At 72.7% G+C, this 14218-nt stretch carries 15 protein-coding genes; 12 read left to right on the forward strand and 3 right to left on the reverse strand.

Annotated elements, in window-relative coordinates; all coding sequences use genetic code 11:
• Positions 1-133: 133 nt before the first annotated feature.
• The 6 genes from FDO65_RS01040 to ruvB all read left to right on the forward strand — a co-directional run bounded on the left by FDO65_RS01040 (position 134) and on the right by ruvB (position 4581).
• The gene (locus tag FDO65_RS01040; RefSeq protein ID WP_137447640.1) at positions 134-577 is read left to right on the forward strand and encodes a DUF2269 family protein; all 444 of its coding nucleotides are present in this window, start codon (positions 134-136) and stop codon (positions 575-577) included.
• A gap of 5 nt (positions 578-582) precedes the next feature.
• Complete coding sequence (gene pdxT / locus FDO65_RS01045) at positions 583-1206, forward strand: pyridoxal 5'-phosphate synthase glutaminase subunit PdxT (protein ID WP_137449362.1); 624 nt, start codon at positions 583-585, stop codon at positions 1204-1206.
• Positions 1207-1302: 96 nt separating this feature from the next.
• Positions 1303-2070, forward strand: coding sequence for a YebC/PmpR family DNA-binding transcriptional regulator (locus tag FDO65_RS01050; protein WP_137447641.1), 768 nt, complete (start codon positions 1303-1305; stop codon positions 2068-2070).
• A 206-nt stretch (positions 2071-2276) separates the two neighbouring features.
• Complete coding sequence (ruvC, locus tag FDO65_RS01055; RefSeq protein ID WP_137447642.1) at positions 2277-2810, forward strand: crossover junction endodeoxyribonuclease RuvC; 534 nt, start codon at positions 2277-2279, stop codon at positions 2808-2810.
• Positions 2807-3454, forward strand: a complete 648-nt coding sequence (ruvA, locus tag FDO65_RS01060) for a Holliday junction branch migration protein RuvA (RefSeq protein ID WP_137447643.1) — start codon at positions 2807-2809, stop codon at positions 3452-3454. The genes ruvC and ruvA overlap by 4 nt, the downstream gene beginning before the upstream one ends.
• A gap of 8 nt (positions 3455-3462) precedes the next feature.
• Positions 3463-4581 carry a Holliday junction branch migration DNA helicase RuvB gene (ruvB, locus tag FDO65_RS01065; RefSeq protein ID WP_137447644.1) on the forward strand — a complete coding sequence of 373 codons (1119 nt, stop codon included), beginning with the start codon at positions 3463-3465 and terminating at the stop codon, positions 4579-4581.
• Positions 4582-4595: 14 nt separating this feature from the next.
• Here ruvB and FDO65_RS01070 read toward each other — a convergent pair whose 3' ends face one another.
• Both FDO65_RS01070 and FDO65_RS01075 read right to left on the reverse strand, forming a co-directional pair.
• Positions 4596-4955 carry a DUF202 domain-containing protein gene (locus tag FDO65_RS01070; RefSeq protein ID WP_137447645.1) on the reverse strand — a complete coding sequence of 120 codons (360 nt, stop codon included), beginning with the start codon at positions 4953-4955 and terminating at the stop codon, positions 4596-4598.
• Entirely contained in the window at positions 4952-5344 is a 393-nt protein-coding gene (locus tag FDO65_RS01075; protein WP_240757353.1) for a YidH family protein, read from the reverse strand. Before FDO65_RS01075 ends, FDO65_RS01070 begins: the two co-directional genes overlap by 4 nt.
• Before the next feature lie 126 nt (positions 5345-5470).
• Between FDO65_RS01075 and FDO65_RS01080 the strand changes: the two genes are divergently transcribed.
• Positions 5471-7192 carry an alpha/beta hydrolase gene (locus FDO65_RS01080; protein ID WP_137447647.1) on the forward strand — a complete coding sequence of 574 codons (1722 nt, stop codon included), beginning with the start codon at positions 5471-5473 and terminating at the stop codon, positions 7190-7192.
• Positions 7193-7218: 26 nt separating this feature from the next.
• On the opposite strand, the gene FDO65_RS01085 is transcribed toward FDO65_RS01080, so the two are convergent.
• The gene (locus tag FDO65_RS01085; RefSeq protein ID WP_240757354.1) at positions 7219-8553 is read right to left on the reverse strand and encodes a patatin-like phospholipase family protein; all 1335 of its coding nucleotides are present in this window, start codon (positions 8551-8553) and stop codon (positions 7219-7221) included.
• Positions 8554-8868: 315 nt separating this feature from the next.
• On the opposite strand from FDO65_RS01085, the gene yajC reads away from it, so the two are divergent.
• The 5 genes from yajC (at position 8869) to FDO65_RS01110 (ending at position 14214) form a co-directional block, all read left to right on the forward strand.
• The gene (yajC, locus tag FDO65_RS01090; protein ID WP_137447648.1) at positions 8869-9228 is read left to right on the forward strand and encodes a preprotein translocase subunit YajC; all 360 of its coding nucleotides are present in this window, start codon (positions 8869-8871) and stop codon (positions 9226-9228) included.
• A gap of 196 nt (positions 9229-9424) precedes the next feature.
• Entirely contained in the window at positions 9425-11365 is a 1941-nt protein-coding gene (gene secD / locus FDO65_RS01095) for a protein translocase subunit SecD (RefSeq protein WP_137447649.1), read from the forward strand.
• Positions 11362-12729: a protein translocase subunit SecF gene (gene secF / locus FDO65_RS01100; protein WP_240757355.1), complete on the forward strand. Its 1368-nt coding sequence runs from the start codon at positions 11362-11364 to the stop codon at positions 12727-12729. Before secD ends, secF begins: the two co-directional genes overlap by 4 nt.
• A complete protein-coding gene (locus FDO65_RS01105; RefSeq protein ID WP_240757356.1) occupies positions 12726-13289 on the forward strand; it encodes an adenine phosphoribosyltransferase in 564 nt (187 codons plus the stop codon). The genes secF and FDO65_RS01105 overlap by 4 nt, the downstream gene beginning before the upstream one ends.
• Positions 13290-13401: 112 nt before the next feature.
• Entirely contained in the window at positions 13402-14214 is an 813-nt protein-coding gene (locus FDO65_RS01110) for a tyrosine-protein phosphatase (RefSeq protein ID WP_166441991.1), read from the forward strand.
• Positions 14215-14218 lie beyond the last annotated feature (4 nt).

The following is a 14218-nucleotide window of genomic DNA, read 5'->3' on the forward strand; positions in this document are numbered from 1 at the left end:
TCTCGCCGAGGATCGGTCATCGTGCATGTCGGGTACCGATTTTCGCATATCGGGCAGTCCTGTCCCGTCACCGGTGGGGTGAGCGGGGCCGCGGGTGCCGGAACGACCGCCCGGATCTCTAGGGTCAGCGGTCATGGAAGACCTGTTCGCCGTGCTCCACGTCGTCTCGGCCGTGTTCATCGTCGGCCCGATGGCCATCCTCCCGATGACCGCGATGCGCGCGATCCGCACGGGTCAGGCCGGCCAGGTGCAGGTCCTGGCCCGCTCGACCCAGATCCTCGCTTTGCTGTCCCTGCTGGTGGTGGTGTTCGGTTTCGCGATCCTCGGCGTGACCACCCACGACACCACGATCACCACCGGCTGGGTGCTGTCCTCGCTCGTCCTGTACGCGATCGCCCTGGGGCTGACCCTGTTCCTCGTGGTGCCCACCCTGCAGCGGGCGGCCGACGAGCTGGCCACCGCCGGGACCGCGACGACGCACCCCGCGCCGCCGAGGTACCCCGCCGTCGCCATGGGATCGGGCGTCACCAGCCTGCTGCTGGTGGCGGTCGTCGTCCTGATGACCTGGAAGCCGTGACCACCATGACCTCGACCGACCCGGTGATCGGCGTCCTGGCCCTGCAGGGCGACGTCCGTGAACACCTGATGACCCTCGCCGGCCTCGGCGTGACCGCCCGGCCCGTCCGCCGCGCCCGCGAACTCGACGGCCTGGACGGCATCGTCGTCCCCGGTGGGGAGTCAACGACGCTGTGCCGGCTGCTCGACGTCTTCGAGCTGCGCGATCCGCTCACCGCCCGCCTGCGGGCCGGCCTGCCGGCGTTCGGATCCTGTGCGGGCATGATCGTGCTCGCCACCGAGATCCTCGACGGCCGCCCCGATCAGGTCCCGCTCGGAACCCTGGACATCACCGTGCGCCGCAACGCCTTCGGGCGGCAGCGCGACTCGTTCGAGACCGACCTGCCCGTCGCCGGTCTGGCCGGTGGACCGCTGCGGGGCGTCTTCATCCGGGCCCCCCGGGTCGAGCGGGTCGGACCGGACGTGCAGGTGCTCGCCGAGGTCGACGGGTACGCGGTCGCGGTGCGCTCGGCCACCGCGATGGCGGTCGCCTTCCATCCCGAGGTCGGTGACGACGACCGGCTGCACGAGGCGTTCCTGGAACTGGTGACGGAGCGGCAGCGGACCCCCGCGGGCCCCCGCACGCCGTAGGATCGTCGGTCGGGTGACGGACGGTGTCAGGCCGGGTCACAGGACCGCAACGGTCCGGCATCGGCACGAGCGGGCAGTGAAGGGGTTTGCAGGTTCATGAGCGGCCACTCCAAATGGGCGACGACCAAGCATCAGAAGGCGGCCAAGGACGCCAAGCGCGGCAAGTTGTTCGCCAAGCTGATCAAGAACATCGAGGTGGCGGCGCGCACCGGTGGCGGTGACCCGGACGGCAACCCCACGCTCTACGACGCCATCCAGAAGGCCAAGAAGACGTCGGTGCCGAACGAGAACATCGACCGCGCCGTCAAGCGCGGCTCCGGTGCGGACGGTGGCGGCGCCGACTACCAGTCGATCACCTACGAGGGGTACGGCCCCGCCGGCGTGGCGATCATGATCGAGTGCCTCACGGACAACAAGAACCGGGCGGCCTCCGAGGTCCGGGTGGCCGTCACCCGCAACGGCGGCAACATGGCCGACCCGGGGTCGGTGTCCTACCTGTTCAGCCGCAAGGGTGTCGTCACGGTGCCCCGCAAGCACGACGGCGTCGCGGTGGACGAGGACGAGCTGACCCTGGCCGTCCTGGACGCCGGGGCCGAGGACGTCAACGATGTCGGCGAGGCCTTCGAGGTGATCTCCGAGCCGACCGACATGGTCGCCGTCCGCAAGGCGGTCACCGCGGCCGGGTTCGACTACGACTCCGCCGACCAGTCGTTCCTGCCGTCGGTCGAGGTGTCGCTGGACGTCGAGAGTGCGCGCAAGTTCGTCAAGCTCATCGACGCCATCGAGGACCTCGACGACGTCCAGAACGTCTACACCAACGCCGACATCTCCGACGAGGTCGCCGAGCAGCTCGACGCTGAGTAGGCGCCGAATAAGCGCTGAACACGCGTCGAGCCGGGCCCGGTTCCGGGCTCGTCGGGCCAGGAACACCCGGCCGTCCCGCGTGCCGCCGCCACCCCCGCGGCGGCGGCCCGGTAGCGTCGTTCGGCGTACAGACGTACGACAGACGTGAGCGAGGAACGGCCCGGGACCTGAGGTCCGCGCCGTTCGGGAACGTGGGGGTGACCGGCGTGCGGGTGCTCGGTGTCGATCCCGGGCTGACCCGGTGCGGGATCGGAATCGTGGACGGCGGAGCCGGCCAGGCCCCGCGGATGGTCGCGGCCGGCGTGGTCCGCACCCCGGCCGACGCCGACATCGCCCTGCGGTTGCTGCAGGTCGCCGAGGAGGTGGAGGCCCTGATGGACCGCTACCGGCCCGACACGGTCGCCGTGGAACGCGTGTTCAGCCAGCACAACGTGCGCACCGTGATGGGCACCGCCCAGGCCGCCGGCGTGGTGGCCCTGGCCGCCGCCCGCCGGACCATCCCGGTCGCCTGGCACACGCCGAGCGAGGTCAAGGCCGCCGTGTCCGGCAACGGTGACGCCGACAAGGCGCAGGTCGCGACCATGATCACCCGGCTGCTGCGCCTTTCCGCCCCGCCCAAGCCGGTGGACGCCACCGATGCGCTCGCCCTGGCCCTGTGCCACCTGTGGCGTTCGCCGCTGCAGAACAAGCTGGCCGAGCAGACCCGGCTGGCCCGAGGGATCCGGATGGTGGCGCGATGATCAGCTCGCTGAGCGGCACCGTGGCGGCCATCGGCCTGGACCACGCCGTCATCGAGGTCGGCGGGGTCGGGTTCGCCGTGCGAGCCACCCCGAACACCCTGGGAAGTCTGCGGCGCGGTGAGAACGCCCGCCTGGCCACCACTCTCGTGGTCCGGGAGGACTCGCTCACGCTGTTCGGCTTCGGGTCCGACGCGGGTCGGGAACTGTTCGAACTGGTCCAGTCGGTGTCCGGGGTCGGTCCCAAGATCGCGTTGGCCCTGCTGGCCGTGCTCGACCCCGACCAGCTGCGCTCGGCGCTCGCCACCGGGGACACGGCCGCGCTGATGCGGGCCCCGGGCATCGGCAAGAAGGGGGCCGAGCGGCTGATCCTGGAGCTGCGGGACAAGGTCGGCGTCGTGCCCACGGTGATGCCGGCGGGCACCGCGTCGCCGTCCGCCGCGGTCGCGGCCGTGCCGGCCGCCCCGCTGGACGGCGCCGGTCAGGTCGTCGAGGCGCTCGTCGGGCTCGGGTTCACCGCCAAGCAGGCCGAGGACGCCGTGGCCGCCGTGCTGGCCGAGGCGGCCGGATCGACCGACGGCGCTCTGCCCACCGACGTCAGCGCCGTGCTCCGCCGCGCCCTCACCCGCCTCGGCCGGGGCCGGTGACGCCGCCCATGAGCGGACTCTCCGGCGTCTTCCCCGACCCCGAGGATCCCGGTGACGACGAGCACGTCGAGTTCACCGTGGACCCGCACCAGGTGCCGGCCGACGCCGACGTCGAGGCCTCACTCCGCCCGAAGTCGCTGGCCGAGTTCATCGGGCAGCCCCGGGTCCGCGAGCAGCTGGAACTGGTGCTCACCGGGGCCAAGCTGCGGGGTGTCCCCCCGGATCACGTGCTGCTGGCCGGCCCGCCGGGCCTGGGTAAGACGTCGCTGTCGATGATCATCGCCGCCGAGCTGGGCGCCTCCATCCGGCTGACCTCCGGTCCGGCGTTGGAGCGGGCCGGCGACCTCGCCGCCATCCTGTCCAACCTGGTCGAGGGCGACGTGCTGTTCATCGACGAGATCCACCGGATGGCCCGGCCGGCCGAGGAGATGCTCTACCTGGCGATGGAGGATTTCCGGGTCGACATCGTCGTCGGCAAGGGCCCCGGCGCCACCTCGATCCCGCTGGACATCGCCCCGTTCACGCTGGTCGGGGCGACGACCCGGTCCGGGCAGTTGACCAGCCCGCTCCGGGACCGGTTCGGTTTCACCGCGCACATGGAGTTCTACGCACCGGAGGAACTCACCCAGGTCATCACCCGCAGCGCCGCCATCCTGGGCGTGCAGCTGCGGCCCGACGGCGCCACCGAGATCGCCCGCCGGTCCCGCGGCACACCCCGGATCGCCAACCGGCTGCTGCGCCGCGTCCGCGACTTCGCCGACGTCCGCGCCGACGGGTCGATCACCCGGGAGGTCGCGCGGGCGGCGCTCGCGGTCTACGAGGTCGACGAGCTGGGCTTGGACCGGCTCGACCGCTCGGTGCTCGGCGTCCTGTGCCGCACGTTCGGCGGGGGACCGGTCGGGATCACGTCCCTGGCCGTCGCGGTGGGGGAGGAGCCGTCCACCGTCGAGGAGGTGTGCGAGCCGTTCCTGGTGCGTATCGGGCTGCTCGCCCGCACCCGGGCCGGCCGGGTCGCCACCCCCGCGGCCTGGGAGCACCTGCGGCTCACCCCGCCGCGGAACGCCCCGGTCCTCGGCGCGGCCCCGGGCGACAGCGCCGGTGACGACGGCCTGTTCGACGCGTCCTGAACGGCCGTCGACCGTCAGACCGCGGCGACCCAGACGACCAGGACGGCCGCGATCGTGGCGGCGCACACGGTGAGCAGGGCCAGGAGCGCCGGGAGCCGTCCGTCCGGGACGGCACCGGCCGCCGGGCCGGCGGCGGTCAGTCGGCGTCCGGTGAGTCGGTACCGGCGGACCGCCAGGCCGATGAGCGCCATCGAGGCCAGCGCCCCGGTACCGGCCAGCACCAGTCCGAACGGCCCCCAGTAGTGCGGCAGCACCCGCAGCCCGACCAGTGACCCCACGGTGAGCACCAGCGCGGTCCGTAGCCAGGCCAGCGCCGTGCGTTCCGGTTGCAGTCCCGGGTCGAACAACCCTCCCTCGGACTTCTGGGTGCTCATGCGAGCAGGATCGCCAGCACGATGCAGACGCCGACCACCAGCAACACTGCGGCCAGCGGCAACGCGCTGGCGGGGGCCGGTAGCGGCCGGGAAAGTCGCAGCGCCCGCTCGGTCCGCGTCCAGCCCACCCAGGCCTGGGCCGAGGTGCCGATACCGGCCAGCACCAGCAGCACCGCCGCCGCCAACCGGAGCTGCGGATGCAGACCCAGGCCCAGGGCCTCCAGGGCGACCCCGCCGGCGGTCAGGGCCAGGGCGGTGCGGATCCAGGCCAGGAAGGTCCGCTCGTTGGCCAGCGTGAATCGGGGGTCCGGCTCGTTGCCCACCCCATAGACGGAGCGGGGGAACCGGCGACCGGGCGGCCCACCCGCCGGCCCCGCCCGATCACTCACGGCCCGCCCCCCCAGATCGCTGCACCGGCCCATGCTCCCACCAGCGATGCCTCCGTTGGGGTGGAGGTCGGCCCGGGGGTCCTTCGACCCACGCGTCGGACGGGCCCTGGACCCCACAATGCGTCGGTGACCGATGCCGCGGTGACCGACGGTCCCGCTTCCCCTCCTCCCGCCGCCCCGCCCGGTGACGGGCCGCGCCCCGCTGCCGGGCGGGCCCGCGCACGGTGGCTCACGCTGACCCTGCCCGGCCTGTGGGGGGCGGTCCTCGTGGGCGCCCTGTCGTTCACGCCGTCGCTGCTGCCCCGGCCGGGGCTCGTCCAGGGCGCGACGTTCGGTCTCACCGCCGTCCTCGGGTACGGCGTCGGGCTCGTCGTCGCCTGGGTGTGGCGGCAGTTCCCGGACCGGGCGGCGCGGACGCCGCGGCGGTCGTCGTGGCTGACGCTGGCCGTCGTCGGCGGGGCGCTGCTGCTGGTCGCCGTCGTGCTCGGCTACCGCTGGCAGGTACAGACCCGTGAGCTGGTCGCTCTCGCGCCGGAGACCCCGTTGGCCCAGCTGCTCGTGCCGGTGGTCGGTGCCCTGGTCTTCACCCTGCTGTTGCTGGCCGCCCGGGGGGTGCGCTGGCTGTACCGACGGGTGGCCGGCCTGCTGGCCCGGTGGATGGGGCGCAACGCCGCCCGCGCGGTCGGCGGCCTCGTCGCCGCCGCCGTTCTCGTGCTGCTGTTCAGCGGGGTCATCCGGGACCTGGCCCTCGGCGCGCTGGACCGCAGTTTCGCCGCGCTGGACACCAGCACGGAGGACAGCGCGTCGCAGCCCACCTCGACCGACCGTAGCGGGGGACCGGACTCCCTCGTCGCCTGGGACACCCTGGGTCGTCAGGGGCGGAACTTCACCGGTCGCGGCCCCACGGCCGAGCAGATCAGCGCCTTCACCGGGCAACCGGCCCCGACCCCGATCCGGGCCTACGCCGGGCTTGCGTCGGCCGACGGCGTCGAGGAGCGGGCCCGGTTGGCCGTCGACGACCTGGAGCGGGCCGGAGGGTTCCGGCGGGCCAACCTGCTGGTGGCCGGCGTCACCGGCACCGGCTGGGTCGACCCGGCCGCCCTGACCAGTTTCGAGTACGAGACCGGCGGCGACAGCGCGGCCGTCGCCATCCAGTACTCCTACTTCCCCTCCTGGCTGTCGTTCCTGGTCGACCAGGACCCGGCCCGGCAGGCCGGCCGCGCCCTCTTCGATGCCGTCTACGAACGGTGGTCGGCCCTCCCGCTGGACGCCCGGCCGAAGCTGTACGTCTTCGGCGAGAGCCTCGGGTCGTTCAGCATGGAGGCCGCGTTCAGCGGCGAGTTCGACCTGGCCAACCGCACCGACGGGGCCCTGTTCGCCGGACCGCCCAACTTCAACCCGCTGCACGCGGAATTCACGGCCAATCGGGAGGCGGGATCGCCGCAGATCGCCCCGGTCTACCGGGACGGGCGGACGGTGCGGTTCAGCGGCGACCCCGCGCAGCCCGCGGCTCCGGCCGACCAGACCTGGTCGGGCAGCCGGGTGCTGTACCTGCAGCACCCCTCCGACCCGATCAGCTGGTGGAGTCCCGACCTGATCCTCGGCCGGCCGGACTGGCTGACCGAGCCACGCGGCCGCGACGTCTCCGACGCGATGGTGTGGCTGCCGCTGGTCACGTTCTGGCAGACCACGTTCGACATGACGGAGTGGGTCGACACCCCCAACGGCCACGGCCACACCTTCAGCCAGGAGTACGTCGACGGCTGGGCGCAGGTGTTGCAGCCACCGGGCTGGACGGCGGCCAAGGCCGACGAGCTGCGGGAGATCGTCGCCGCCGGGCCGTCCTGACCGTCACCGGTGACCGCCCGGTCGGGTCAGCGCACCGGGCCGAGGGCGAACCGCACGACCTTGCCGTCGGCGAAGGTGACCTCGGCCAGGCCGGACCGTACCTCGCCGGTGTCCGGTGACGTCGCGCGCACCCGCCAACTGACCGTCTCCCGGGCGATCTGTTTGCGGGTGAAGTCGATGGCGACGTTGGTGCGCACGCGTTCGGTGACCAGGTCTTCGACGGAGGCCCGGTTGCGGGTGGCGGCCAGTTCACGGAACGGCGCCGTGGTGCTCACCTCGCAGTCGTCGGCGAAGAACTCCAGCATCTGCTCGGCGTCGCCCCGGGCCCACGCGTCCTCGAACCGCCGGGCGAGCAGGAAATCCCCGGCCTGCCGCACCCCCAGCTCGATCAGTTCGTCCAGGAACGCGGGCGACCGGTTGAGCTTGGAGGCGTAGCCCCGCTGCCGGGAGGAGCGCGGGCGTTCCATCTCCAGCACGCGGACGGTCATCCGCTTGTACCGCGGGTCGGTGATGACGCCCTGCTCGACGAGCCGGTCGATGCGCTCGATGAACGCGAGCTCCTGGTACAGCGACAGGTTGCCGGCCAGCTCGTTGCGGCGGTCGGCGATGGCGGCCACCGACTCCGGCTCGTCGTCACGGGCCGACGGGTTGATCTGGATGACCCACACCTCGTCCGGATGGTCGTCCAGCAGGTCGCGGATCGGTGGGTTCTGCGAGAACAGGCCGTCCCAGTACTTGCGACCGGCGACGTCGATCGACCGGAACAGCGTCGGGATGGCCGCGGACGCCAGCACGGCGTCCGTGCTGATCTCGCCCCGGCGGCTGTCGAAGGCCTTGAACGCCCCGGACAGCACGTCGACCGCGCCGAGCAGCAGGTGCGGCGCACCGGTCCCGAGGGCCTCGGCCCGCCGGTTCAGGTCGGCCACGTCGACGTGCTGGTCGATCAGGCCACGCAGCATCCGTTCGGCCGCGTCGGCCCCGGGGTTCTGGTACGGGCTCAGAGCCGGGAAGGCGATGTAGTCGGCCGCCTTCGCCGACCACTGCACGAAGGCGTTGACGAACGCCTCGCCGGGGGAGCGGGCCGCGTTGTCGGCCCAGAACCCGCGCAGCCGCTGCCCGGCCACCGACGGGTCACCGTCGACGAGGGCCGACCAGGCCAGCAGCGCGCAGATCGCCCCGCCGGACGTGCCGCTGATGCCGGTGACCTCGATCCGGGACTGCGCGTCCGGCTCCAGCAGCCGGCTCAACACCCCGGCCGTGAAGGCGGTGTGGCTCCCGCCGCCCTGGCAGGCGATCGCCACCCGTGGCCGTTGATCGCCCACCGCTCCCGCCGCTGCCGTGCTGTCGTCGATCCCCACCATGAGTCAGCCTCTCCGTCGACGATCCGGTGTCCTGCGGCCCCGGCGCGCCGGTGGGACGGGCCCGATCGGAACGCTAGTGGGCGCCGGTCCGGCGGGCCATGGTGACGGCGGCCGGTCCGCGATCCCTGCCCCGAACGGTAGGTCTGGAGTAGCCTGGCCTGAACTGTCCGGGTCCCACCCCGTGTGCCGAGCACCGTCGTACCTCCGTGGGAACCGACTGCCGTGGCCGACCGTTGCATCACCGAAGAGGCGGATGCACCCGGCCGGGTCACCGGCACCGACGACCGCCCAGACGATCGCAAGGAGAAACCCCCCGTGGAAGGCCTGCTCCTCCCCGTCCTGTTGTTCGCCGCCCTCGGCGTGATGATGTACATGTCCGTCAAGAAGCAGAAGCGGATGGCCGCGCAGACGCAGGAGATGCACAACGCGCTGCGTCCCGGCACCCGCGTGATGACCAGCTCCGGTCTGCATGGCACCGTCACGGCCATCGCCGACGACACCATCGAGCTCGAGATCTCCCCGGGTGTCCGCACCACCTGGGTGAAGGCCGCCGTGCGCGAGGTCGTCGTCCCGGCCGCCGACGCCATCAGCGAGCCGGCCATCGTCGAGTCGGTCGAGCCGCTGCCGCCGTTCGGTGAGTCCGACGGTCGGTCGAACCTGCGCAAGGACAGCTGACCCCTCGATCCTCCGACGCCCCGACCCCGCATTCCCGGGTCGGGGCGTTCTCATGCGGGTTGCGCGTGGGAAGGGGCCGTCGGCCCCGTCCCGCGTTCTAGGGTGACAAGCACAGCCGGTCGAGGGCCGTGACCGTCCGTCATCAGACGGCGGCGCGCCGTTCCCTCACCGGGGCGTGCAGGAAGAAAGTGGCGACGTGGCGACACCAACGGGACAGTTCCGTCCGTGGCGGTTGATCTGGACCTTCATCGGTATCACGGCCGTGCTCTACGGCCTGGTGTTCCTCCTTCCCGGAGCGAACACCCCAAAGCTGGGCATCGACCTGCAGGGCGGGACCCGCATCACCCTCACCGCCCGCACCCTGGACGGGTCGGATCCGACCCGCACCCAGATGGACCAGGCGCGGAACATCATGGAGAGCCGGGTCAACGGCTCCGGTGTCGCCGGGGCGCAGGTGCAGATCGACGGGTCCCGTCAGCTGGTCATCACCGTGCCCGGCACCCAGGACCTCAACAACCTGACCCGCAGCGCCCAACTGAACATCCGGCCCGTCTCGATCGACGCGTCCGGCAACCCGGTCGCGAGCTTCCCGGCCGGCTACGTGCCGCCGACCACGAGTGCCGCGCCGACGTCCGGTTCCGAGGCCACCGGGTCCAGTGCCCCCACCACCGTCTCGGCCATCGGCGACACCGCGTCGCCGACCCCGACAGTCGACGAGAGCGTCGGTCAGGGGACCGGTGCCGCCGCCACGACCGAGACCGCCGCCCCGACCGCGGCGGCCAGCCCGAGCGTCGTCCCGGCCATCGGCGACACCACCACCGCCTCGCCGCAGGGCCTGCGGGCGGCGGCGGAGGCCACCGACGCGCCGACCAGCGCCGCGGCCACCGACGCGAGCGCCGCGGCCACGACCCCGGCCGGCACCGACGCCTCGGCCACCGGCGCCACCCCGACCAGCACGGCCCCAGTGGCCTGGCCGACCGGCAGCAACCCGGAGAACCCGACCCAGCCGCTGGCCACCGACACCGCCGGGTGGGCGTCCTGGCTGACCGCCGCGCAGAGCGCGCTCCCCGGGCTGAGCTGCGCCGACCTCGAGCCCTACCGTGGGCTGGACGATCCCAGCAAGCCGCTGATCGCCTGCAGCGACAACGGTGACGCGATCTACCTCCTCGAGCCGACGATCATCGCCGGCACCGAGATCAGCAACGCCACCTCCGGTCTGGACCCCCAGGGTGGCGGCTACGTCGTCAACCTGACGTTCAAGTCCGACGGCGCCTCGACCTGGGGCTCCTACACCTCGGCCAACGTCGGCAAGCTGACCGCGATGACGCTGGACGGCGAGGTCATCTCCGCGCCGCGCATCAACTCGGCCATCATCGGCGGCAACACCCAGATCTCTGGTGGCTTCACCCAGGCCTCAGCCTCGGCCCTGGCCAACTCGCTGAAGTTCGGCTCGCTGCCACTGGCCTTCGACCGGGCCGAGTCCGTCAGCGTGTCGGCCGAACTGGGCCTGGAGTACCTCAAGGCGGGCATCATCGCCGGCGGCATCGGGCTGCTGCTGGTGATCATCTACTGCCTGATCTACTACCGGCTGCTCGGCGTCATCACCATCCTGTCGCTGGTGCTGTCGTTCGGCATCGTCTACGCCGTGCTGGTGCTGCTCGGCCGGTGGATCAACTACAGCCTGGACATGGCCGGCGTCGCCGGTCTGATCATCGCCATCGGCATCACCGCCGACTCGTTCGTCATCTACTTCGAACGCATCAAGGACGAGGTCCGCGAAGGCCGGACGTTCCGCTCCGCCGTGCCCCGCGGCTGGTCGCGGGCCAAGCGGACCATCCTGTCCGCGGACGCGGTCTCGTTCCTGTCCGCGTTCATCCTCTACATCCTGGCCGTCGGCGAGGTGAAGGGCTTCGCGTTCACGCTGGGCCTGTCGACCGTCCTGGACCTCGTCGTCGTGTTCCTCGTGACCCACCCGCTGGTCCACCTGGCGTCCGGGTCCAAGATCTTCCAGTCGCCGACGTGGTCGGGCCTGGGCGGGGTGGCCCGGGCCGGTGCCCGGCAGCGCGCCGCCACCAGCCGGGCCCTGGCCGGGGCGCCCGCCGACCCCGCTGCGAACAGCAAGGAGGTGTCGGTGTGACCGGCCCCGAGAAGACGGCCGCCGACGCGGCCGACCTGAACTCCGAGCCCGCGCCCGCCCCCGGGTCGGTCGACGCGGCCGCCGCCGGCCTGGACACCGGCGGCAAGTCCGGGTCGACGCGCAAGGCGTCGTTCCTGTCCCGGCTGTCCACCGGCACCGGCGCCTTCAACGTCCTCGGACCGCGCCGCTGGTACTACATCGTCTCCACCGCGCTGGTCGTCGCCTCGATCCTGCTGATCGTCGTCCGGGGCTTCAACTTCGGCATCGACTTCGCCGGCGGCACCCAGCTGCAGTTCGCCCCGGCCGCCGGGACCGGCATCTCGACGAGCGACGTCGCCTCGACCGTGGCCACCGCCACCGGGGTCGAGCCGGACGCCGTGCAGGTGGTCGGCAGCAATCTGCTGGTCAGCTCGTCCTCGCTGACCCCCGAGCAGGTCACCGCGGCCAAGGCGGCGATCACCTCGACGTTCGCCCCGACCGGCGGCGTCTCGGACTCCGCGGTGTCCGAGACCTGGGGCGGGGAGATCTCGCAGCGGGCGCTCATCGCCGTCATCGTCTTCCTCGTCGCCGTCGCGATCTTCCTGTGGATCCGGTACGAGCGACGGGTCGCCGCCGGGGCCGTGGTGTCGGTGCTGCACGACGTCGTCATCACCGCCGGCATCTACTCGTTGATCGGGTTCGAGGTCACCCCGGCGACGGTCATCGGCCTGCTGACCATCCTCGGCTTCTCGCTCTACGACACGGTCGTGGTCTACGACAAGGTCCAGGAGAACTCCAAGGGCCTGCTGTCGCTGACCCGCCGGACGTATCCGGAGGCCGCGAACCTCGCCATCAACCAGACCCTGATGCGATCCATCAACACCTCGCTGATCGCCCTGCTGCCGGTCGCCGGCCTGCTGGTCGCCGGCGTCGTGCTGCTGGGTTCGGGGACTCTGAAGGACCTGTCGCTGGTCATGCTGATCGGCATGCTCGTCGGCGCCTACTCGTCGGTGTTCATCGCCGTCCCGCTGGCCGTCGACCTCAAGCTCCGCGACCCCCAGGTCAAGGCGCACACCGCCCGGGTCGCCGCCAAGCGTCAGGCCGACGGCCTGATCGTCGACGCCGACGGCGACGTGATCGCCCGCACGGTCGGCACCGGCAAGGCCAAGGCGGCCAAGCGGGGTGCCACCCGCGCCGGCGCCGCGACTCCCGGGGCGGCCCCGACGGCCGCCCCGCCGGCCGCCGGGGTGGCGGTGGCCGAACGCCCGGCCGGTGCTCCCGAGCCGGGGGCCGCACCCCGACCCGGCGTCAAGCCGGTCCGCCCCGGGGCGGGTAAGCGGCCGGCCGGCAAGGGCAGCCGACCGAGCGGCAAGCGCAGCCGGTGACCGCCGAGCACACCATGGACGCCGTGGTCGAGGCGGCCGGGCAGCAGCTCGACCGCCTTGTCCGGGTCCAGCCCGACTTCCCGCAGCCCGGGGTCCTCTTCCGGGACCTGACCCCGGTGCTGGCCGACGCGATGGCCCTGGACCTGCTGGCCCGCGCGCTGGTCGCGCCGGCCCCGACCGCGACGCTGGTCGCCGGGATCGAGGCCCGCGGGTTCCTGCTCGGCGCGGTCGCCGCGATGTCGCTGGGCGTCGGCGTGCTGGCCCTGCGCAAGCCCGGCAAGCTGCCGGGCGAGGTGCTCAGCGAGTCCTACGACCTGGAGTACGGCGCCGCCGCCCTGCAGGTCCACCCGGGGGACGTCCCGGCCGACGCCCGCGTGCTGGTCATCGACGACGTGCTGGCCACCGGCGGGACCGTCGCCGCGGCCTGCCGCCTGCTGCGCCGCGCCGGCGCCGAGGTCGTCGGGGTGTCGGTGGCCGTCGAACTCGCCGCGCTGGGCGGCCGGGCCGCGCTGGCCCGGCAGGAGGCCGACGTTCCCGTCAGCACCGTCCGGGCCTGGTAGCCGGCGGCCGGTCGGGCTCCTCCGGAGCCGGACGGCCGGGTCGCGTGGACGGATGATCGTCCGGTGACCGGATGGTCGCCGGACGTTCGCCCGGCTGTGGCATCGTCGGGGCGTGACCTCCACCGCCTCGCAGCCCACCGAGACCACCGCCGATCCGCGCACGGCCGGCCACACCACCACCCTGGACGGCAGCTGGAACTTTCGCGATCTCGGCGGGACGCGGACGGCGCTCGGTACCGTCCGCCCCGGTCTGCTGCTCCGCGCGGCCGTGCTGTCGGGCTTGACCCCGGCCGGGGAGCAGGCGCTGCTGGATCTCGGGGTGACCGACGTCTTCGACCTGCGGGGGCCCCTGGAGATCGCCCGGGAGGGCGCCGACCGGCTACCCGACGGCGTCACCGGACACGTCACCCCGTTCCACCCGGAGGAGGACGACACCCCCGTCCACGAGGCGTCCGAACAGCAGGAACAGGACCCGATGGAGCGGGCTCGAAGCTACTACACGAAGATCCCGACGCTGGCTCCGGCCTCGGAATCGGTGGCGACGATGCTGCGCGTCTTGGCCGACGACAGTCGGGGCGCGGCCCTGGTGCACTGTGCCGCCGGTAAGGACCGGACCGGCTGGACCATCGCCACGGTGCTCGGCGCCCTGGGCGCCGACCGCGAGACCATCCTGTCGGACTACCTGCTGTCCAACACGGCGGTCGGGTCGCTGCGGGACTGGATGCGCCGGCAGTACGGCGCCGAGGAGGCGGCCAAGCCGTCGGACGAGCTGCTCGGCGTGAACGAGGGCTTTCTCGACGCCGCGTGGACGGCGATGGAGGCCGCGCACGGCGACCTCGACGGCTACCTGCGGGCGATCGGTCTGGAGGGTGGCCTGGACGGCGACGTGGTGGCTCGTCTGCGGGCCCGGCTGCTGGAGTCCTGACCGG

This window comes from Nakamurella flava (assembly GCF_005298075.1).
GTDB classification, from domain to species: Bacteria; Actinomycetota; Actinomycetes; order Mycobacteriales; family Nakamurellaceae; genus Nakamurella; species Nakamurella flava.